A 21,653-nucleotide genomic window follows, 5' to 3' on the forward strand; every position below is an offset into this window, starting at 1 on the left:
CCCGGCGGGTTTCCGCCGGGGCGTTTTCCATCGTGGAGACGTTACGTCACGAAAAATCGGCTACAAATTGCAGCAGGATTAACCATTCCCCAAATATTCGACTACGCTTAGAAGCGGTAGCCGATGTTCAGGTACGTGACGATCGGATTGAGCGAGATCTTCGCTTTCGACGTTTCGGTCAGGGTGCCGACCGGCGTCCGGCGGGCCGTCGTGAAGGTCGCGGTGACGCTGATCGGGATGTACGAGATCGACAGGCCGCCGAACCAGTGTTTCGTGAAGTTGTACGTGAAGCCGGCGTTGAACACGGGCGCCCACTGGTTGCTGGTCGTCGCGCTGGTCGGGCCGCCGAGCACGCCGTTCTCGAAGCTGCTGTTCGTGATCTTTGCGCCGGTGAACCACGTATATGTCGCGCCGACGCCGACATACGGACGGAACTTCGCGTTGGCGTCGTTGAAGTGGTAGCGCAGCAATACGGCGGGGCTCCACTGGTACGCACGGCCGAGTACGCCGAAGTTTTCGAACCGACCCTTGCCGGTAATGTCGAACTTCGGCGGTATCCCCATCACGAGCTCGGTGGAGATATGGTCGGTGACGAAGTAGCCCGCTGCGAGACCGAGCGTATCGGCGTCGTTGATGCCGGCGCCGGTGTTGGGAATCGATTGGTTGATGGGCGTGCCGCCGACGCCGTAGACGAACAGCGGGTCGCTGCTGTCCTGCGGCGAAAAGTGCAGCCAGCCGGTGCTGACGTAGAAATCACCTGCGGATTGTGCGTGTGCCGTACCGCCCGCGAATGCGAGCGCCACGGCCCCCGTAATGGCCAGTTTTCGTTTCATTGTGTCTCCTCCGATCAAAGGCGTGCTCATTATGACGACTGCGTTTAAAACCAAACAAGCTCGCAAGTTAGAGCTTTCTCCCTAGGATTCGCACGACCGTACGCTTCCGCGCCCCGCCAGGACAGGCATTCTACGCAGGTGCGCATTTTCGGACCTTCGGGTATTTCCTAACGCGTTCAAACGGACATTCAGCATGGCACGGTTAGCACGACTCTACGTTCCCGACCAGCCGCAGCACGTGATACTGCGCGGCCTGGATCAGCAACCCGCGTTTGTCGACGACCAGGACTACGAACTCTTCATCGATTGTCTGAAGGCCGCGGCACGCGATCACCATCTTTCGGTGCATGCCTACGTGCTGCTGCCGCGTCAGGTGCAGCTCCTCGTGACGCCGAGCGACGAGGCGAGCCTGCCGAAGGCGATGCAGGCGGTGGGCCGCCGCTACGTCGCGCATTTCAACCGGCGCTATTCGCGGCGCGGCACCCTGTGGGAAGGCCGCTATCGCGCGACCGTGATCGAAGGCGAGCGCTATTTCCTGCTCGCGAGCCGCGTGGTCGAGATGAGCCCGGTGCGCGCGCAGCTGGTCGCGACGCCCGACGCCTATCGCTGGTCGAGCTACCGGCACCACGTCGGGCTCACCGTCGACAGCCTGATCACCGACCATCCGCTCTACTGGGCGCTCGGCAACACGCCGTTCGACCGTCAGCGCGCGTACAAGGAGCTGTGCGAGCAGCCGCTCGACGAGCGGCAGGCCGATCAGCTCCAGCAGGCGACACTCAAGGGCTGGGTGCTCGGCGGCGAGAACTACCGCGAGTGGGCGGCGCGCACGGCGAACCGCCGCGTGTCGCCGCTGCCGCGCGGACGCCCCAGAAAGGTGCGTGAAAACACGCCGCCGATCCAGCAGTAACGCGGGAAAGGCGGATCACGAGGCGGCGCCGCGGGCGCCGCTTCTTTTTGCACCAAAATGATACGGCCCCAATAAAACAGCACCAGATCCGAGCATCTGTTTAAATGGGGTTCGATCAAGCGGTTTTTGTTGCTATTCCTTTGATTCGTCGCGTATATTCCGAATTCCGGTGGCCCGGGTGAAGCTCGCCCAACCACTGTCGGCCGTGCCGTCTCCCGTCGGGAGCGGGATCGACGGCAACAAAAAAATGGTTCAACGGCCCTCGAGGCCCCTTTACGACGGTGTCCCCATGAACGACCACCAGCAGCCGCTCGCCGCGGTGCCCGCCGCACAAGGTCTGTACGACCCGCAAAACGAACACGACGCCTGCGGCGTCGGCTTCGTCGCTCACATCAAGGGCAAGAAGAGCCACGAGATCATTCAGCAGGGTCTGAAGATCCTCGAGAACCTCGATCACCGCGGTGCGGTCGGTGCCGATCCGCTGATGGGCGACGGCGCCGGCATCCTGATCCAGATTCCGGACGCGTTCTATCGCGAGGAAATGTCGAAGCAGGGCGTGACGCTGCCGCCGGCCGGCGAATATGGGGTCGGCATGATCTTCCTGCCGAAGGAAAATGCATCGCGTCTCGCGTGCGAGCAGGAGCTCGAGCGGACGGTGCGGGCAGAAGGGCAGGTCGTGCTCGGCTGGCGCGACGTGCCGGTCGACCATACGATGCCGATCTCGCCGACGGTCAAGGCGAGCGAGCCGCTGATCCGCCAGATCTTCATCGGCCGCGGCAAGGACATCATGGTGACGGACGCGCTCGAGCGGAAGCTGTACGTGATCCGCAAGACCGCGAGCCACCGCATCCAGGCGCTGAAGCTCAAGCACGGCAAGGAATACTTCGTGCCGTCGATGTCGGCGCGCACGATCGTCTACAAGGGGCTGCTGCTGGCGGGCCAGGTCGGCGTGTACTACCGCGACCTGCAGGACGCGCGCGTCGTGTCGGCGCTCGCGCTCGTGCACCAGCGCTTCTCGACCAACACGTTCCCGGCCTGGGAGCTGGCGCACCCGTACCGGATGATCGCGCACAACGGCGAGATCAACACCGTGAAGGGCAACGTGAACTGGCTGAACGCGCGTACCGGCGCGATCGCGTCGCACGTGCTCGGCGACGACCTGCCGAAGCTGTGGCCGCTGATCTACCCGGGCCAGTCGGACACCGCATCGTTCGACAACTGTCTCGAACTGCTGGTGATGGCCGGCTACCCGCTCGTGCACGCGGTGATGATGATGATCCCGGAAGCCTGGGAACAGCACACGCTGATGGACGAGAACCGCCGCGCGTTCTACGAATACCACGCCGCGATGATGGAGCCGTGGGACGGCCCCGCCGCGATCGCGTTTACCGACGGCCGCCAGATCGGCGCGACGCTCGACCGTAACGGCCTGCGCCCGGCGCGCTACATCGTGACCGACGACGACCTCGTCATCATGGCGTCGGAAGCCGGCACGCTGCAGATCCCCGAATCGAAGATCGTCAAGAAGTGGCGCCTGCAGCCGGGCAAGATGTTCCTGATCGACATGGAACACGGCCGCATCATCGACGACAAGGAGCTCAAGGACAACCTCGCGAACGCGAAGCCGTACAAGAGCTGGATCGACGCCGTGCGCATCAAGCTCGACGAGATCGAGCCGAAGGCCGAGGACGTCGCGGCCGGCCGCACGCAGGGCGCCGCGCTGCTCGACCGCCAGCAGGCGTTCGGCTATACGCAGGAAGACCTGAAGTTCCTGATGGCGCCGATGGCGCAGCAGGGCGAAGAGGCCGTCGGTTCGATGGGCAACGACTCGCCGCTCGCGGTGATGTCGAACAAGAACAAGACGCTCTATCACTACTTCAAGCAGCTGTTCGCGCAGGTCACGAACCCGCCGATCGACCCGATCCGCGAGAACATGGTGATGTCGCTCGTGTCGTTCATCGGCCCGAAGCCGAACCTGCTCGACACGAACAACATCAACCCGCCGATGCGTCTCGAAGTGTCGCAGCCGGTGCTCGACTTCAAGGACATCGCGAAGATCCGCGCGATCGACCAGTACACGGGCGGCAAGTTCAGCGCGTACGAACTGAACATCTGCTACCCGGTCGCGTGGGGCAAGGAAGGCATCGAGGCGCGCCTCGCGTCGCTGTGCGCGGAAGCCGTCGACGCGGTCAAGTCGGGCTACAACATGCTGATCGTGTCGGACCGCAAGACGGACGCCGAGCACGTCGCGATTCCGGCGCTGCTCGCCACGTCGGCGATCCACTCGCACCTCGTCCAGCAAGGGCTGCGCACGAGCACGGGCCTCGTCGTCGAGACGGGCTCCGCACGCGAGACGCACCACTTCGCGCTGCTCGCGGGCTACGGCGCGGAAGCCGTGCACCCGTACCTCGCGATGGAAACGCTCGCGAAGATGGCCGAAGGCCTGTCTGGCGACCTGTCGCCGGAGAAGGCCGTCTACAACTTCACGAAGGCGGTCGGCAAGGGCCTGCAGAAGGTGATGTCGAAGATGGGCATCTCGACGTACATGTCGTACACGGGCGCGCAGATCTTCGAAGCGCTCGGCCTGTCGAGCGACCTCGTCGAGAAGTACTTCAAGGGCACGGCCTCGAAGGTCGGCGGTATCGGCCTGTTCGAAGTCGCGGAAGAAGCGATCCGCCTGCACCGCGATGCGTTCGGCGACAACCCGGTCCTGCGCGACATGCTCGACGCGGGCGGCGAGTACGCGTATCGCGTGCGCGGCGAAGACCACATGTGGACGCCGGACTCGATCGCGAAGCTCCAGCACGCGACGCGCAGCAACTCGTACCAGACGTACAAGGAATACGCGCACCTGATCAACGACCAGACCAAGCGTCACATGACGTTCCGCGGCCTGTTCGAGTTCAAGGTCGAGCCGACCAAGGCGATCCCGATCGAAAACGTCGAACCGGCGAAGGACATCGTGAAGCGCTTCGCGACGGGCGCGATGTCGCTCGGTTCGATCAGCACGGAAGCGCACGCGACGCTCGCGATCGCGATGAACCGGATCGGCGGCAAGTCGAACACCGGCGAAGGCGGCGAGGACGAGAAGCGCTACCGCAACGAACTGCGCGGTATTCCGATCAAGTCGGGCGAGACGCTGAAGTCGGTGATCGGCGACGAGATCGTCAGCGACATTCCGCTGAAGGACGGCGATTCGCTGCGCTCGAAGATCAAGCAGGTCGCGTCGGGCCGCTTCGGCGTCACTGCCGAGTACCTGGCATCGGCCGACCAGATCCAGATCAAGATGGCGCAGGGCGCGAAGCCGGGCGAAGGCGGCCAGCTGCCGGGCCACAAGGTGTCCGAATACATCGGCAAGCTGCGTTACTCGGTGCCGGGCGTCGGCCTGATCTCGCCGCCGCCGCACCACGACATCTACTCGATCGAGGATCTGGCGCAGCTGATCCACGACCTGAAGAACGTGAACCCGAGCTCGAGCATCTCGGTGAAGCTGGTGTCGGAAGTCGGCGTCGGCACGGTCGCGGCCGGTGTCGCGAAGGCGAAGGCCGACCACGTCGTGATCGCCGGCCATGACGGCGGCACGGGCGCGTCGCCGCTGTCGTCGGTCAAGCATGCGGGCACGCCGTGGGAACTCGGCCTCGCCGAAACGCAGCAGACGCTGGTGCTGAACCGCCTGCGCGGCCGCATCCGCGTGCAGGCCGACGGCCAGATGAAGACGGGCCGCGACGTCGTGATCGGCGCACTGCTCGGCGCGGACGAATTCGGCTTCGCGACGGCACCGCTCGTCGTCGAAGGCTGCATCATGATGCGCAAGTGCCACCTGAACACGTGCCCGGTCGGCGTCGCGACGCAGGATCCGGTGCTGCGTGCGAAGTTCAAGGGCCAGCCCGAGCACGTCGTGAACTACTTCTTCTTCGTCGCCGAGGAAGTGCGCGAGATCATGGCGCAGCTCGGCGTCGCGAAGTTCGACGACCTGATCGGCCGTGCCGACCTGCTTGATACGCGCAAGGGCATCGAGCACTGGAAGGCGAAGGGCCTCGACTTCTCGCGCGTGTTCTACCAGCCGGAAGAGTGCGAGGACGTCGCGCCGCGTCACGTCGACGTGCAGGATCACGGCCTCGAGCGCGCGCTCGACCACGTGCTGATCGAGAAGGCGAAGGCCGCGATCGAGAACGGCGAGCATGTGTCGTTCATCCAGCCGGTGCGCAACGTGAACCGGACGGTCGGCGCGATGCTGTCGGGCGTGATCGCGAAGAAGCACGGCCACGAAGGCCTGGCCGACGACGCGGTGCACATCCAGCTGAAGGGCACGGCCGGCCAGAGCTTCGGCGCGTTCCTCGCGAAGGGCGTGACGCTCGACCTCGTCGGCGACGGCAACGACTACGTCGGCAAGGGCCTGTCGGGCGGCCGGATCATCATCCGTCCGACCAACGACTTCCGCGGCAAGTCCGAGGAAAACATCATCTGCGGCAACACGGTGATGTACGGCGCGATCGAAGGCGAATCGTTCTTCCGCGGCGTCGCGGGCGAACGCTTCTGCGTGCGTAACTCGGGCGCGACGGCGGTCGTCGAAGGCACGGGCGACCACGGTTGCGAATACATGACGGGCGGCACGGTCGTCGTGCTCGGCGAAACCGGGCGCAACTTCGCGGCCGGCATGTCGGGCGGTCTCGCGTACATCTACGATCCCGAAGGCACGTTCGCGGCGAAGTGCAACAAGTCGATGGTCGCGCTCGAGCCGGTGCTGCAGCAGGCCGAGCAGGAGCGCACGGTCGACCGCGCGCTCTGGCATGCGGGCACGACGGACGAAGCGCTGCTCAAGGGGCTCGTCGAGCGTCATTTCCAGTTCACGGGTTCGCCGCGCGCGAAGTCGCTGCTGGAAAACTGGGACGCGGCGCGCCGCCAGTTCGTGAAGGTGTTCCCGCACGAATACAAGCGCGCGCTGGGCGAGATCGGTGCGAAGAAGGCGGCGAAGGAAGTGCTGGCCGCCTGAGCGACGAACGACATAGCGAATGCCGCGCGCGCCTGACGGCCGCGCGCGGCTCCCCCACCCGATACACCGAACAGAAGAGCACCTTATGGGCAAGGCAACCGGTTTTCTGGAGTTCGAACGCCGCCACGAGGCGTACGAAGCACCGCTCACGCGCGTGAAGCACTACAAGGAATTCGTCGCGGCGCTGACCGACGCGGACGCGAAGGTCCAGGGCGCACGCTGCATGGACTGTGGCATCCCGTTCTGCAACAACGGCTGCCCGGTCAACAACATCATTCCGGACTTCAACGATCTCGTTTACCGCCAGGACTGGCAGCAGGCGATCGAAGTCCTGCATTCGACCAACAACTTCCCCGAGTTCACGGGCCGCATCTGCCCGGCGCCGTGCGAGGCAGCCTGCACGCTCGGGATCAACAACGATCCGGTCGGCATCAAGTCGATCGAGCACGCGATCATCGACAAGGCCTGGGCGGAAGGCTGGGTGAAGCCGCTGCCGGCCGAACACAAGACCGGCAAGAAAGTCGCGGTCGTCGGTTCTGGCCCCGCGGGCCTCGCCGCTGCGCAGCAGCTCGCGCGTGCCGGCCACGACGTGACGGTGTTCGAGAAGAACGATCGCGTCGGCGGCCTGCTGCGTTACGGGATCCCCGACTTCAAGCTCGAGAAGTGGCTGATCGATCGCCGCATGCGCCAGATGGAAGCGGAAGGCGTGACGTTCCGCACCAGCGTGTTCATCGGCAAGGATCCGCTGCCCGAGTCGATCGGCAGCCTCGCGAAGGAAACCATTTCGCCGGACACGCTGAAGGAGGAATTCGACGCGGTCGTGATCGCGGGCGGTTCGGAAACGCCGCGCGACCTGCCGGTGCCGGGCCGCGAACTCGCGGGCGTGCATTTCGCGATGGACTTCCTGCCGCAGCAGAACCGCGTGAACGCGGGCGACAAGCTCGCCGACCAGCTGCTCGCGAAGGGCAAGCACGTGATCGTGATCGGCGGCGGCGATACGGGTTCGGACTGCGTCGGCACGTCGAACCGTCACGGCGCGAAGCAGGTCACGCAGTTCGAGCTGCTGCCGCAGCCGCCGGAAGAGGAAAACAAGCCGCTCGTGTGGCCGTACTGGCCGATCAAGCTGCGCACGTCGTCGTCGCACGAGGAAGGCTGCGAGCGTGACTGGGCGGTCGCGACCAAGCGTCTCGAAGGCAAGAACGGCAAGGTCGAGAAGCTGATCGCGGTGCGCGTCGAGTGGAAGGACGGCAAGATGCAGGAGGTGCCGGGCTCCGAGTTCGAGATGAAGGCCGACCTGGTGCTGCTCGCGATGGGCTTCACGCAGCCGGCAGCCACCGTGCTCGAGGCGTTCGGCGTCGCGAAGGACGCACGCGGCAACGCGCGTGCGGCGACCGAAGGCGATCGTTCGTACTACACGTCGGTCGACAAGGTGTTCGCGGCAGGCGACATGCGCCGTGGCCAGTCGCTCGTGGTGTGGGCGATCCGCGAAGGCCGGCAATGCGCGCGGTCGGTCGATGCGTACCTGATGGGGCATTCGGAACTGCCGCGGTAAGCGTTGTAGCGTGTTGAAGTAACGGCCGGGCGTCTATCAGGACGCCCGGTTTTATTTTTGATGGACGTTAAGGGCAGTCGATCGTCGGATCTTGGCAGGCTTGGGCGCGTTTGCGCCTAGTAGTCGGTGAGCCGAATGCGATCTACACGCGATCGATACCGGCACGCATCAAGCCACCAAACGACACTCGTGAATGACTTGCGGTGGGTGTAATCTGGCATTCCAAATGGGCCTTCGTGCCCCGAGCCGCGGCATTACCTGGACGGCCCGGGTGGGTCAGGGAGCCGCTGGATCGTTCCAAAGCCGGAGACGCGCCCGCTGCAATCGATTGTCGTGACATAGTCTCCTTCGCGCGCGCTCAGATCGAATCCCCACCAGCCAAGGGTGCCATCGTGGTATCGGGGAGTCCCGGTGAAGCTGACGTCGGTCAAACTGATTCCCTGTTCTTTGGCGAACGCGAGAATCTTGGCTTCAAGCTCTGCCGCTGGCGCGTCGGGACAACTACCTTCGTCTATTTCATATCTGGCAAACATGAGGATGACAAATAGCAGTAAGACGAGCACGGTTGTTGTTGCGACAAGCCAAAGCATCGACCGCACGGTGTAGCGTAGGATTCTCGACGTCACGATCTCATCCAGATTCGTTTTAGTTAATCAGTCGCCACGGATGTTTGTGCGTCCGGGGCGGGGATATGGCTTGTCAGCGGCCAGGGCGCATTAATCCTCCGAACGATGGTCGATGAACTGCTTGGGGTGGGGGCTCTTGGATATTTCGTATGGGCCGTTGACCGGAAAAGGAAACGTTCTTTTCGCCAGTGAAGACGATATCGTAGTCGGTATGCCCTAGCGCATTCCCTAGTGTTCGAAGAAATGTGGTCGCCCATTCCTGTAGAAAATCTCGATTCGAGCGATCTGCGTCAAATCTGTCGGGGTTGAGTGTATAGGAGCCAACGAATTGATAGGTGTTGTCAGAATTTAGTGTTAATGTTCCTCGGGCATGTCCGGAAATTCGCCCGAGGGTTGAGGCAGACCACAAGTCTTTTTTTCCATGGGAAAAGATGTTCGTGCTGAAGGGAATGACGAGTGCGTGTGCTCCGGGGCCGTATGTCGGGTTTTCAACAATTTTGGTGATTTGTTCGAAGTCTGATATCCCCATTTTTAAATTGAGGGATTCGATGTTCATAGATCGACGCTGGCCGTTTCCGTATACCCAGTGACTGATTGCTCCAATAAACATGAGCGGATTTCCATAGAACTCGAATTCCGATATTGGAGGGATTCCTTGCAATTGACCTGCGTAGATGCCAAATAGCGTTGAGATATCTGCGTAGTGGCCCGTGGAAAAATCGAGACCGTATGGTTTGGCTCCGGGTAAGTATTTGTAGCCTCCTCTTGCGAGCCAGGGGGTAAATCCGCCGACTAGAGCAAGCTGGCTTCCCCAAAAGGCTGCGTCATTTTTTCCGAATACCTGAAGGTGCTTGAGAAACATCTCCGTTGCGCGAACCATGTTGCCCGTGTTCGCAAAAAGGAGCATGTAGTTCGACGCGCAATGTTGATTGAAGCAGATGGATGGTGCTGGTATTCCCGCCCCGACATTTGCGCCAGGTATTTCGTTCGCATTGGTGTTGAAATCACCAAAGTTGAAATCAGGCGGTCGTGGTGCGGTAACCGAAATCGGTGGCAGGACATTTGATTGCGCCGCGCTCGTTGTATGTTTCAGCAAGGTTCCGAGCGGTAGCGCGGTCGAAGCAATCAGGAAGCGGCGCCTGTTCTGGTGTTGCCGTTTGTTGTCGCCATTCATGACATTTTCAGATGCCAGCGTGTCGTGCTTGAGCATTTCACACCCCGTTTGGTTGTCTTTCGGTAATTGATTCGCATAGCGAAAGACATAGCGTTTGTCTTTTTGGGTTGTTCTGCAAGGATTTTGTATGGTGCTCATCCGCTCGCCAGCCTCGGGCGGTGCTCCCCGTATGTGCCGAGTGCGGCGCGCGGTAACGTCCAACTGAAGCGATTCCGCGAGACGTGTCCTCCCCGATGGACGGTTCGGACAACGTTTCCAAACGTCAAAGTCCATTGAGCCGAGCCTGGTGTTGCGCGCGGCGAGTCGCATAATCTGGATGCGTTGACAGCCCGGCTGGCATCGCGTCACGATTCTTTCATTTTGTAATATTTCTCGGGGATTGTCATATCATGTCGTCCTTTCGGCGCGCCACGCGCAGCCGACCATGATTGACCCCATTTGAAAGGACTCTGGATGGAAGCACTCGTGCATGGGCTGATCGACGCCGTCAACGGCGTGCTGTGGAACTACGTGCTGATCGTGCTGCTGCTCGGCGCCGGCGCGTGGTTCACGTTGCGGTTCCGGATGATCCAGCTGAAGGCGCTGTTCCTCAGCATGAAACTGGTCGGCAGCAAGGGCGAGCCGGGCAGCATCTCGTCGTTCCAGGCGTTCGCGACCGGGCTCGCGAGCCGCGTGGGCACCGGCAACATCGCCGGTGTCGCGGTCGCGCTGACGGTCGGCGGGCCGGGCGCGATCTTCTGGATGTGGATGACGGCGCTTGTCGGGATGTCGTCGGCGTTCGTCGAGGCGACGCTCGCACAGATCTTCAAGGTGTCGCATCCGGACGGCAGCTATCGCGGCGGCCCCGCGTACTACATCCAGACGGGCCTGCGCTCGCGCGGCTTCGGCGTGCTGTTCTCGCTGTCGCTGATCCTCGCGTTCGGTTTCGTGTTCAACGCGGTGCAGGCCAATGCGATCGCCGACGCGTTCCATACGTCGTTCGGCTGGAGCCGCGAGACGGTCGGCCTCGGCCTCGTGCTGCTCACCGCGCCGCTCATCTTCGGCGGGATTCGCCGCATCGCGTCGGTCGCGCAGGTGATCGTGCCGGTGATGGCGATCGGCTACCTCGCGCTGGCGATCTACGCGGTCGCGACCCACATCGCGATGGTGCCGGCCGTGATCGCGCTGATCGTGAAGAGCGCGTTCGGGCTCGAGCAGGCGACGGGCGGCCTGACCGGCTATGCGGTCAGCCAGGCGGTCGCGATGGGCGTGAAGCGCGGGCTGTTCTCGAACGAGGCCGGCATGGGCAGCGCGCCGAACGCGGCCGCGACCGCGAGCGTGCGGCATCCGGTCGTGCAGGGGCTGATCCAGATGCTCGGCGTGTTCGTCGACACGATCGTGATCTGCAGCGCGACCGCGTTCGTGATCCTGCTGTCGGGCCAGTACGAACTCGGCACCGGCATGGAAGGCGCGGCGCTCACGCAGCGCGCGATCGCGAGCCACGTCGGCGGCTGGGGCGGCACCTACATGGCCGTCGCGATCTTCTTCTTCGCGTACTCGTCGGTGATCGGCAATTACGCATACGCGGAAGGCAACGTCGATTTCATCGCGAAGCGGCGCGGCGTGCTGCCGCTGTTCCGCATCGCGGTGCTCGGGATGGTGATGTTCGGCAGCGTCGGGCAACTGCCGCTCGTGTGGGCGATGGCCGATACGAGCATGGGGCTGATGGCGATCATCAACCTGGTTGCGATCCTCGCGCTCGGCAAGTATGCGCATGCCGCGTGGCGCGACTATCGCCGCCAGCGCGCGCAGGGCATTGCCGATCCGGTGTTCACGCGCAATACGATTCCCGAGCTCGCGCGCGTGCTGCCGGCCGACGTGTGGGGCGAGCACGGCCCGCTGCCGCAGCGTCCGGTGTCGGCCGATGCGGTGGCCGAAGCGCGCGTGGCGGTGCGCGAGTCGTGAACGGCGACCGGCTTCGTGCGTTCGTCGCGCTGATGCCCGACACGGCATCGCGCGACGCGCTGCATGCGCTGCCGGTCACCCGCGGCGCGCGGCGCACGTTGCCCGCGCAACTGCACGTGACGCTCGCGTTCATCGGCGCGATCGAACGCGCGCGTTGCGACGCACTGGCCGCACGCCTGCCGGCGCTCGCGGCCGCGCATCCTTTGCCGTTGCAGCCGGTCGAGCGGATCGCGTGGTGGCCGAGCCTGCCGCGCGCTAGGCTGATCGTCGCGGAACTCGCGCCCGATCCCGCCTGTGCGGCGCTTAGTGCCGAGTTGTCCTCGCTGCTGCGCGAACTGGGCGTGCCGGCCGACCGCCGGCCGTTCCGGCCGCACGTCACGCTCGCGCGGTTGCCGCGCGACGCGGACGGGCAGCCCGCGCACGGCGGCGCGACCGGGCGGCCGTGCGCGCTGCGTTTCGCCGCGCTGACGCTATTCGAAAGCCGGCTGTCGCACGACGGCGTGTCGCATGTGCCGATCGTGTCGGTGCCGATCGTGCCGGCGTAGCGGGAAGGCGGGAAGGCAGGAAGAACGAGGAAGAGAAGGCCGGCGCGGCATGCACCGGCCTTCTGTTGAGCGGTTACGCGGCGACCTTGTCGCTGTCGTTCACGCGTTCGACGTTGATCGTGCCGACGTGGAACGCGGCCAGCGACTCGCGGTGCGCGATGCTGACGATCGCGGCCTTCGGCAGCCGTTCGGCGAACAGGTGATAGAGCCGCGCTTCGTTGTCGGCGTCGAGCGCGCTCGTCGCTTCGTCGAGGAACAGGAAGTCCGGCTTGTGCAGCAGCACGCGCGCGCCGGCGAGACGTTGCTGTTCGCCCGGCGACAGCACGCGCGTCCAGTGGCCGGTCTCGCCGAGGCGCTCGACGTAGTCTTCGAGGCGGCACGCGCGCAGCGCGTCGCGGCACGCGTCGTCGGTGAACGTGTCGGGCGCGGCCGGATACGTTAGCGCTGCTTTCAGCGTGCCGATCGGCAGGTAACTCGTCTGCGGCACGAACATCATCCGCGCGCCGACCGGCGCGTCGATCGCGCCGTCGCCGAACGGCCAGAGGCCCGCGAGCGCGCGCATGAACGTGCTCTTGCCGGAACCCGACTTGCCGATCACGAGCCAGCGCGAGCCGGGTTCGATCGTCACGTTGCCGATGTTCGCGAGCGCGTTGCCGTTCGGCAGCGCGAGCTTCAGCGACGACGTCGACAGCTTCGCGGCATCGACGTAGTGCAGGTTGATGCCGCCGTGCTCGGTCGCGGGCGACAGGCTTTCCTTCAGGTGCGACGTGCCCATCACGCGCTTGAATTCACGCAGACGGTTGACGGTAGCGCGCCATTCGACGAGGGTCGAGTAACTGTTGATGAACCACGAGAACGAATCGCTGACTGTGCCGAACGCGGACGAGATCTGCATCAGCACGCCGAACGAGAACGCGCCGGCGAAATAGCGCGGCGCCGCGACGACGAGCGGGAAGATGATCGCGATCTGCCCGTAGAAGCTCAGCACGAACGTGAGGCGCTTCGTGTACTTCATCACGCGCCACCAGTTGTCGCGAATGCGCGTGAACAGGCTCTGCGCGTTGGCGGTTTCGGTTTTCTCGCCGTCGTAGAACGCGATCTGCTCGGCGTTCTCGCGCACGCGGATCAGCCCGAAGCGGAAGTCGGCCTCGACGCGCTGCTGCTGGTAGTTGATCGACACGAGCGGGTGACCGACCTTCTGGATGATCAGCGAGCCGACCACCGCGTACAGCGCGGCCGCCCACACCATGTAGCCGGGGATCGTGATCGGCGTCGCGCCGAGCGAGAGCGTCAGCGCGCCGGCAAGCGACCACAGGATCGTGATGAACGACACGAGCGTGACGACCGTCGACAGCAGGTCGAGCGACAGCGCGAGCGTCGTCGTCGCGAACGACTGGAGGTCGTCGGTGATCCGCTGGTCGGGGTTGTCGGCGAGGCGGTCGCGTTCGATCCGGTAGAACGCGCGATCGCCGAGCCACTGGCCGAGAAACCGGTCGGTCAGCCACTGGCGCCAGCGGAACCCGAGCATCTGGCGCAGGTAGCGCCCGTACACCGCGAGGATGATGAAGCCGAACGCGAGCGCGGAGAACTGCATCAGCAGGTTCGGGAAGTCGTGGACGTCCTTCGACTGCAGCGCGTTGTAGAACTGCGCGTTCCACTTGTTCAGCTTGACGTTGATCCAGACCACGCAGAGGTTGATCGCGATGATCGTGACCAGCAGCCCCCACGCGACTTTCCATTCGGACGACACCCAGTAGGGCTTGATGAGGCTCCATGCGGATACCGGGCGCTCGTCCTGCGGCGCGTCGGAGGCGGAGCGGACGGGATCGATCGATTGGGTCATGTGCTTCCTGATGAGTAGCCGGCGCGCGGGCCGGGCGGAGCCGGACGCGCGCCGCGATACGGCATGCCGGGACGAGGTGCCGACTGACGGCGGGCGTCCGGATGGTGGCCCGCGCGTCTTAAACGGCACTTAAGGCCGGCGGTGACGCGGCAACCGGCCGCTCGCGCGGCCGGCCTGCGGGCATTGTGCCAGAGCGGCGCGGCGCGACGGCGAATTTGCCGCAAGGGGACAGTTTGCGGCGCTTTCCGCTTTTATGGTCTAATGGCCGACGACGAAACAGGGGTGCTTCGAGCGCGGCCGACGGACAGTTCCGGGCAACGCGGCGAGGCTGAGAAAGACCCTTCGCACCCGATCCGGGTAATACCGGCGAGGGAAGTTTCTGATCCCGCCGGGCCGCGCTGGCCGCCATCCCACATGGTCAGCGCCCGAGTCCCGCCCGGCCGGCCTTTGCTGCCGGTTTCGTCCTTTTGGGTACGCGCGTCGCGCGTTACGGAAGGAATGATGACCGCTCAATCTTCAGTCTTTTGCGCTGTTCCCGATCCGCTGTCGCGTGCGTCTGCACGGGACCGTGTGCGCGCGTCGACGTCCGTCGCATGCGCCCGCCTGGTTCGCGGGGAGGGGGCGCGATGAACCTCCATGCTTCCCGGCCGGATTTCGCGGTACTCGGCGGCGGCCTCGTCGGCCGCCTGATCGCGTGGCGGCTCGCGGGCGACGGGCATCGCGTCGCACTGTACGAACGCGGCGGCCCGGACGGCGAGCAGTCGGCCGCGTGGGTCGCGGCCGCGATGCTCGCGCCGCTCGCCGAGGCGGCGAGTGCCGAGCTGCTGATCACCGAGCTCGGCGCCGCATCGCTCGCGCGCTGGCCGCAATGGCTCGCGGAACTGCCCGAACCGGTGTTCTTCCAGCAGCACGGCACGCTCGTCGTCTGGCATCACGCGGATCGTGCCGAGGCGCCGTTGTTCGAGCGGCGCGTGCGCGCGAACGCGCCGGCCGAGCTGTTCGACGGCGGCTTCGTCGCGCTGGCCGGTGGCCAGGTCGATGCGGCCGAGCCCGCGCTCGCGGGCCGCTTCGCGCGCGGCCTGATGCTGCCGCGCGAAGGGCAGCTCGACAACCGGCAGGCGCTGCGCGCGCTCGCGGCGGGCCTCGCGCAACGCGGCGTCGAGCTGCACTGGCACGCGACGATCGACGACGCGAACCGGCCCGACGCGCATTTCACGATCGATTGCCGCGGGCTCGGCGCGAAATCCGCGCTGCCCGCGCTGCGCGGCATCCGCGGCGAGGTCGCGCGCGTGCATGCGCCCGGCATCGGGCTCACGCGGCCCGTGCGGCTGCTGCATCCGCGCTATCCGCTGTACATCGCGCCGAAACAGGACGACCTGTACGTGATCGGCGCAACCGAGGTGGAGGGCGAGGACATGTCGCCCGTCAGCGTGCGCTCGGCGCTCGAACTGCTGAGCGCGGCGTTCTCCGTGCACCCGGCATTCGGCGAGGCGCGCATCCTCGAACTCAACGCGCAGTGCCGCCCGACGCTGCCCGACCATCGCCCGACGGTGATCTGGGACGGCGCGACGACGCTCGCCGTCAACGGCCTGTACCGGCACGGCTTCATGATCGCGCCGGAAGTCGCGCATGCGGCGGTCGCGTTCGCGCAGGCCGCGCTCGGCGGCACGTTCGCCGATGCCGACGCGTTCGCCGCATGGCGCGATGCCGCGCGCTGGCCGACGCTCCTTCATCACCGCGACGACGCGCGCCAGCCGGCCTGACGCGCGCCGCCGACCGAATTCGATCAAGCCTCATGGATATCCAGATCAACCAACAGACGCTGACGCTGCCCGACGGCGCGACGGTGGCCGACGCGCTCGCCGCGTACGGCGCGCGTCCGCCGTACGCGGTCGCGCTGAACGGCAATTTCGTCGCGCGCACGCAGCATGCGGCGCGCGCGCTCGCGACGGGCGACAAGCTCGACGTGGTGCACCCCGTCGCGGGCGGCTGAGCGCCGCCGGTTCGCCCCCGCTCTTCCAGGAAAACGACATGACGTCCCTCACTTCCGCCGACGCGCTGACGCTGTACGGCGAAACCTTCGCAAGCCGCGTGCTGCTCGGCACGTCGCGCTATCCGTCGCTGCAGTCGCTGTCCGACTCGATCGCCGCGTCGCGCCCCGGGATGGTGACGGTCGCGCTGCGCCGTCAGATGACCGGCGGCACGGCCGAGGCCGGTTTCTTCGACCTGCTCAAGCGTCACGCGGTGCCGTTGCTGCCGAACACGGCCGGCTGCCAGACCGTCGCCGAGGCGGTGACGACCGCGCACATGGCGCGCGAGGTGTTCGACACCGACTGGATCAAGCTCGAGCTGATCGGCGACGACTACACGCTGCAGCCCGACCCGGTCGGGCTGATCGAGGCGGCCGCGCAACTGGTCAAGGACGGCTTCAAGGTGCTGCCTTACTGCACCGAGGATCTCGTGATCGGCCGGCGCCTGCTCGACGTCGGTTGCGAGGCGCTGATGCCGTGGGGCGCGCCGATCGGCACCGGCAAGGGCGTCGTGAACCCGTACGGGCTGCGCGTGTTGCGCGAGCGGCTGCCGGACGTGCCGCTGATCGTCGACGCGGGGCTCGGGGTGCCGTCGCACGCGTGCCAGGTGATGGAGTGGGGTTTCGACGGGGTGCTGCTGAACACGGCCGTGTCGCAGGCCACGCACCCGGAGATCATGGCGCGCGCGTTCGCGCAGGGCGTCGAGGCCGGCCGTGCGGCCTACCTTGCCGGGCCGATGGATGCGCGCGAGACCGCGCATGCGAGCACGCCGGTCGTCGGGATGCCGTTCTGGCACCAGGACGGAGGCGGCGCATGAGCGCGCGCTTCGCCGATGCCTTCTGGCCGCCGGCCGACGAGCTGGCCGAAGCGGCCGAGCGGATTCGCGCGCGCCTCGGCGACTGGCCGGCCGGCACGACGCCGTGGCGGCTCTGCGTCGCGGCGCCCGACGTGCCGGCCGACGGCGACGTGCTGATCGTGTCGGCCGGCGACCGTGCCGCGCAGGCGCGCGCGTCGGCCGCATCGCGCCCCGCATCGCCGGATACGGTCGCAATCGAATTCGACGAGCGCGGCGCCGTGCTGCATGCCGCGGGCGTGCGCCACGCGCTGGAAGCCGCGCATCCGCTCGCCGACGACTGGATCGCGGCGCTCGCCGCGTTCCTCGACTGCGGTTTCGCGCCGATCGACGCGCTGGTGCTCGCGCTGGCGTGGCGCGACGGCGACGAAACGCGCGATGCCGATGCGTGGCCGGTCGACGCGGCACGGTTTCCGCGTGTCGCCGGCCTGGCCGCCGCACCGGAGCCGGCATTCCCGCCGTGCCCCGCGCAACTGGGCCTGTATCCGGTCGTCCCGGATGCCGAATGGGTCGAGCGCGTGCTGGATTGCGGCGCGCGGACCGTGCAGCTGCGCGTGAAAGGCGCGGAGCCGGACGCATTGCGCCGTGAAATCGCGCGCGCGGTCGCGGCAGGGCGCCGCTATCCCGATGCGCGTGTGTTCATCAACGATCACTGGCGGATCGCAGTAGAAGAGGGTGCGTACGGCGTACATCTGGGCCAGGAGGATCTGGAAACGGCCGATCTGGCCGCGATCGCGCGCGCCGGCCTGCGGCTCGGGCTGTCGAGCCACGGCTATTACGAGATGTTGCGGGCCTTGCACGAGCGCCCGAGCTATCTGGCGCTCGGTCCCGTCTACGCGACCGCGACCAAGGCAGTCGCGGCGCCGCCGCAGGGCCTGGCGAGGATTGCCCGCTATGCGCGCTTCGCGGGGGCGCGGGCGCCGCTCGTCGCGATCGGCGGCGTGGGGCTCGACGCGTTGCCGGACGTGCTGGCGACGGGCGTCGGCAGCGTCGCGGTGGTCAGCGCGATCACGGACGCCAACGATTATCGGGCGGCTATTGTTGCATTGCAGCAATGCTTTGCCCGACAATTTGACAATCATTGACCGCAGGGCCCGGAACGGCGTCACGACATCATTCCAATGCAGGCCCTATAATTCGGCGTTCTGCGTAAAAGGACTGTCAGCTCCGTGAGCCCCACTCCTACCGAGACCCTGCTGGAACTTCGCGACGTCGACTTTGGCTACGGCGACCGCCTCGTCCTGTCGAACCTGAACATGCGCTTCGGGCGCGGCCAGGTCGTCGCCGTCATGGGCGGGTCGGGTTGCGGCAAGACGACCGTGCTGCGCCTGATCGGCGGGCTGGTGCGCGCACGCCGCGGCCAGGTGCTGTTCGACGGCGCCGACGTCGGCGCGCAGACGCGCGACGGCCTGTACGCGCTGCGCCGCAAGATGGGCATGCTGTTCCAGTTCGGCGCGCTGTTCACCGACATGTCCGTGTTCGAGAACGTCGCGTTCGCGCTGCGCGAACACACCGACCTGCCCGACGACCTGATCCGCGATCTGGTGCTGATGAAGCTCAACGCGGTCGGCCTGCGCGGCGCGCGCGACCTGATGCCGTCCGAGGTGTCGGGCGGGATGGCGCGCCGCATCGCGCTCGCGCGCGCGATCGCGCTCGACCCGCAGCTCATCATGTACGACGAACCGTTCGCCGGCCTCGATCCGATCTCGCTCGGCATCACCGCGAACCTGATCCGCACGCTGAACGAGGCGCTCGGCGCGACGTCGATCCTCGTCACGCACGACGTGCCGGAATCGTTCGCTATCGCCGACTACGTGTATTTTCTGGCCAACGGCGGCGTGCTCGCGCAGGGTACGCCCGACGAGCTGCGCGCATCGACCGACCCGAGCGTGCGCCAGTTCATCGACGGCGCGCCGGACGGCCCGTTCAAATTTCATTACACGAGCCCGCCGCTGGCAGCGGATTTCGGGCTCGGCGGAGGGCGCGCATGATCAGCGCGATCGGACGTTACGTCATCGGCGGCCTCGAGCGCGCGGGCTACGGCACGCGGCTGTTCGTGCGCCTCGTGCTGGAATTCTTCCCGCTGTTGCGCCGGCCGCGGCTGGTCACGAAGCAGATCCACTTCCTCGGCAACTATTCGTTCGTGATCATCGCCGTGTCGGGCCTGTTCGTCGGCTTCGTGCTCGGCCTGCAGGGCTACTACACGCTGAATCGCTACGGGTCCGAGCAGGCGCTCGGCCTGCTGGTCGCGCTGTCGCTCGTGCGCGAGCTCGGCCCGGTCGTGACCGCGCTGCTGTTCGCGGGCCGCGCCGGCACGTCGCTGACGGCCGAGATCGGCCTGATGAAGGCCGGCGAGCAGCTCACCGCGCTCGAGATGATGGCCGTCGACCCGGTCAAGACGGTGATCGCGCCGCGCCTGTGGGCCGGCATCATCGCGATGCCGCTGCTCGCCGCGATCTTCAACGCGGTCGGCGTGCTCGGCGGCTATTTCGTCGGGGTCGTGCTGATCGGCGTCGATCCGGGCGCGTTCTGGTCGCAGATGCAGGGCGGGGTCCAGGTATGGGCCGACGTCGGCAACGGCGTGATCAAGAGCATCGTGTTCGGGTTCGCCGTGACCTTCATTGCGCTGTTTCAAGGGTATGAAGCGAAGCCCACGCCCGAGGGCGTGTCGCGCGCGACGACCAAGACGGTCGTGTTCGCGTCGCTCGCCGTACTCGGCCTCGATTTCCTGCTGACCGCGCTGATGTTCAGCTAAGCCTCAGCCAAGCCAAATTTTGGGATGACGATGAAAAAGACTGCTCTCGACTTCTGGGTCGGCCTGTTCGTGGTGGTGGGCTTCCTTGCGGTGCTGTTCCTGGCGCTCAAGGTCGGCAACATGAGCTCGCTTTCGTTTCAGCCGACCTACTCGGTGCGGATGAAATTCGACAACATCGGCGGGCTGAAGGCGCGCGCGGCCGTGAAGAGCGCGGGTGTCGTGGTCGGTCGCGTGAAGGCGATCGGCTTCGATCCCAACACCTACCAGGCGCTGGTGACAATCGATATCGACGGCCAGTATCCGTTCCCGAAGGATTCGTCCGCGAAGATCCTGACGTCGGGCCTGCTCGGCGAGCAGTACATCGGCCTCGATCCGGGCGGCGACACCGAAATGCTGAAGGCGGGCGATACGATCACGATGACGCAGTCGGCGATCGTGCTCGAGAACCTGATCGGCCAGTTCCTGTACAGCAAGGCAGCCGACGCGGGTGGCGCGAAGCCGGCATCCGGCGCCTCGGCTGCACCGGCGGCGCCCGCACCGGTCGCGGTGCCGGCCTCCGCGGTGTCCGGTTCGGCCGCCCAATAACCACACGAGAGAAAGACAAGAGGGTAATGACCATGCAGACGATCCGCATCAGGCACGCCGCGCTCGCGGTGGCGGCAGTCGCCGCGTTGAGCGGTTGCGCGACCGTGCAGACGCCGACCAAGGGCGATCCGCTCGAAGGCTTCAACCGGTCGATGTACAAGTTCAACGACACGGTCGACACGTACGCGCTGAAACCGGTCGCGAAGGGCTACCAGTACGTGGTGCCGCAGCCGGTGCGCGACAGCGTGACGAACTTCTTCTCGAACATCGGCGACGTCTACATCGCGGCGAACAACATCGTGCAGCTGCGGATCGCGGACGGCGTCGGCGACATCATGCGCGTCGTGATCAACACGGTGTTCGGCGTCGGCGGCCTGTTCGACGTCGCGACGATTGCGAAACTGCCGAAGCACACGGCCGACTTCGGGATCACGATGGGCCGCTACGGCATGCCGTCGGGTCCGTATCTCGTGCTGCCGCTGCTGGGCCCGAGCACGCTGCGCGACACGGCCGGCCTCGGCGTCGACTACGTCGGCAACCCGCTCACCTACGTGAAGCCGGACGGCCTGAGCTGGGGCCTGTTCGGCGTGAACCTCGTCAACACGCGTGCGAACCTGCTCGGCGCGGGCGACGTGCTGGATGCTGCGGCGCTCGACAAGTATTCGTTCGTGCGCAACGCGTACCTGCAACGCCGCCAGATGCTGATCGACAACGCGCGCGGCGAGGCCTCGACGACCTCGAGCAACGATGCGCTGCCGAAGTACGACCTGCCGGACGACGGCGCGGCGCCGGCGGCAGCCGGTGCGGCCGGGACGGCGGGTGCCGCGGCAGTCGGTGGCGCGACGGCGCCGGCCGGCGCATCGGGCGCGGCCGTTGCCGCACCGGCGTCGGGCGCCGCCCAGGCGCCGAACCCGGCCAGCGCGACGACCGTGCCGCCGATGCAGGTGGCGCCGCCGTCGCCGGGCGGATTCCGCTTCCCGAGCATCCGGCTGCACTGACGCGCTTACATTCGT

At 66.0% G+C, this 21,653-nt stretch carries 17 protein-coding genes and 1 riboswitch; of the genes, 13 read left to right on the plus strand and 4 right to left on the minus strand.

What is annotated here, in order from left to right; genetic code table 11:
• Positions 1 to 107: 107 nt before the first annotated feature.
• A complete protein-coding gene (locus tag DID99_RS28955; protein ID WP_044845975.1) occupies positions 108 to 833 on the minus strand; it encodes an OmpW family protein in 726 nt (241 codons plus the stop codon).
• A gap of 193 nt (positions 834 to 1,026) precedes the next feature.
• Between DID99_RS28955 and DID99_RS28960 the strand changes: the two genes are divergently transcribed.
• The 3 genes from DID99_RS28960 (at position 1,027) to DID99_RS28975 (ending at position 8,285) form a co-directional block, all read left to right on the plus strand.
• The gene (locus DID99_RS28960) at positions 1,027 to 1,740 is read left to right on the plus strand and encodes a transposase (RefSeq protein ID WP_006752972.1); all 714 of its coding nucleotides are present in this window, start codon (positions 1,027 to 1,029) and stop codon (positions 1,738 to 1,740) included.
• 289 nt (positions 1,741 to 2,029) lie between these two features.
• On the plus strand, positions 2,030 to 6,733 hold the full coding sequence (locus tag DID99_RS28970) for a glutamate synthase-related protein (RefSeq protein ID WP_044845974.1): 4,704 nt from the start codon (positions 2,030 to 2,032) through the stop codon (positions 6,731 to 6,733).
• Between the two features lie 85 nt (positions 6,734 to 6,818).
• Positions 6,819 to 8,285: a glutamate synthase subunit beta gene (locus DID99_RS28975; RefSeq protein WP_044845973.1), complete on the plus strand. Its 1,467-nt coding sequence runs from the start codon at positions 6,819 to 6,821 to the stop codon at positions 8,283 to 8,285.
• A 254-nt stretch (positions 8,286 to 8,539) separates the two neighbouring features.
• Here the strand turns inward: DID99_RS28975 and DID99_RS28980 are convergent, their stop codons facing one another.
• Together DID99_RS28980 and DID99_RS28985 are read right to left on the minus strand one after the other, a co-directional pair.
• Positions 8,540 to 8,911: a hypothetical protein gene (locus DID99_RS28980; RefSeq protein WP_124571920.1), complete on the minus strand. Its 372-nt coding sequence runs from the start codon at positions 8,909 to 8,911 to the stop codon at positions 8,540 to 8,542.
• Between the two features lie 73 nt (positions 8,912 to 8,984).
• Positions 8,985 to 10,223, minus strand: coding sequence for a lipid II-degrading bacteriocin (locus DID99_RS28985; RefSeq protein ID WP_260428122.1), 1,239 nt, complete (start codon positions 10,221 to 10,223; stop codon positions 8,985 to 8,987).
• A 315-nt stretch (positions 10,224 to 10,538) separates the two neighbouring features.
• On the opposite strand from DID99_RS28985, the gene DID99_RS28990 reads away from it, so the two are divergent.
• Positions 10,539 to 12,029, plus strand: a complete 1,491-nt coding sequence (locus DID99_RS28990) for a sodium:alanine symporter family protein (protein WP_124571919.1) — start codon at positions 10,539 to 10,541, stop codon at positions 12,027 to 12,029.
• A complete protein-coding gene (thpR, locus tag DID99_RS28995) occupies positions 12,026 to 12,574 on the plus strand; it encodes an RNA 2',3'-cyclic phosphodiesterase (RefSeq protein ID WP_124668055.1) in 549 nt (182 codons plus the stop codon). The genes DID99_RS28990 and thpR overlap by 4 nt, the downstream gene beginning before the upstream one ends.
• Before the next feature lie 73 nt (positions 12,575 to 12,647).
• On the opposite strand, the gene DID99_RS29000 is transcribed toward thpR, so the two are convergent.
• Complete coding sequence (locus DID99_RS29000; RefSeq protein WP_044845970.1) at positions 12,648 to 14,417, minus strand: ABC transporter ATP-binding protein/permease; 1,770 nt, start codon at positions 14,415 to 14,417, stop codon at positions 12,648 to 12,650.
• 268 nt (positions 14,418 to 14,685) lie between these two features.
• A riboswitch (TPP riboswitch) is annotated at positions 14,686 to 14,809 on the plus strand.
• Between the two features lie 234 nt (positions 14,810 to 15,043).
• On the opposite strand from DID99_RS29000, the gene DID99_RS29005 reads away from it, so the two are divergent.
• From DID99_RS29005 to DID99_RS29040, 8 genes are all read left to right on the plus strand, one after another.
• Positions 15,044 to 16,180, plus strand: a complete 1,137-nt coding sequence (locus DID99_RS29005; RefSeq protein ID WP_124668056.1) for an FAD-dependent oxidoreductase — start codon at positions 15,044 to 15,046, stop codon at positions 16,178 to 16,180.
• Positions 16,181 to 16,212: 32 nt separating this feature from the next.
• Positions 16,213 to 16,410 carry a sulfur carrier protein ThiS gene (gene thiS / locus DID99_RS29010; protein ID WP_014898319.1) on the plus strand — a complete coding sequence of 66 codons (198 nt, stop codon included), beginning with the start codon at positions 16,213 to 16,215 and terminating at the stop codon, positions 16,408 to 16,410.
• Positions 16,411 to 16,448: 38 nt separating this feature from the next.
• Positions 16,449 to 17,264, plus strand: coding sequence for a thiazole synthase (locus DID99_RS29015; RefSeq protein ID WP_039322226.1), 816 nt, complete (start codon positions 16,449 to 16,451; stop codon positions 17,262 to 17,264).
• The gene (thiE, locus tag DID99_RS29020) at positions 17,261 to 18,385 is read left to right on the plus strand and encodes a thiamine phosphate synthase (protein WP_124668057.1); all 1,125 of its coding nucleotides are present in this window, start codon (positions 17,261 to 17,263) and stop codon (positions 18,383 to 18,385) included. Before DID99_RS29015 ends, thiE begins: the two co-directional genes overlap by 4 nt.
• An 84-nt stretch (positions 18,386 to 18,469) precedes the next feature.
• The gene (locus DID99_RS29025; protein ID WP_044845966.1) at positions 18,470 to 19,291 is read left to right on the plus strand and encodes an ABC transporter ATP-binding protein; all 822 of its coding nucleotides are present in this window, start codon (positions 18,470 to 18,472) and stop codon (positions 19,289 to 19,291) included.
• On the plus strand, positions 19,288 to 20,055 hold the full coding sequence (gene mlaE / locus DID99_RS29030; protein WP_006762098.1) for a lipid asymmetry maintenance ABC transporter permease subunit MlaE: 768 nt from the start codon (positions 19,288 to 19,290) through the stop codon (positions 20,053 to 20,055). Before DID99_RS29025 ends, mlaE begins: the two co-directional genes overlap by 4 nt.
• A 24-nt stretch (positions 20,056 to 20,079) precedes the next feature.
• Positions 20,080 to 20,640 (plus strand): outer membrane lipid asymmetry maintenance protein MlaD, encoded by a 561-nt coding sequence (mlaD, locus tag DID99_RS29035; protein WP_124487854.1) that lies wholly within the window; start codon positions 20,080 to 20,082, stop codon positions 20,638 to 20,640.
• A 32-nt stretch (positions 20,641 to 20,672) separates the two neighbouring features.
• Complete coding sequence (locus tag DID99_RS29040) at positions 20,673 to 21,638, plus strand: VacJ family lipoprotein (protein WP_044845963.1); 966 nt, start codon at positions 20,673 to 20,675, stop codon at positions 21,636 to 21,638.
• Positions 21,639 to 21,653 lie beyond the last annotated feature (15 nt).

Source organism: Burkholderia sp. Bp8986, from assembly GCF_003854225.1.
GTDB lineage: Bacteria > Pseudomonadota > Gammaproteobacteria > Burkholderiales > Burkholderiaceae > Burkholderia.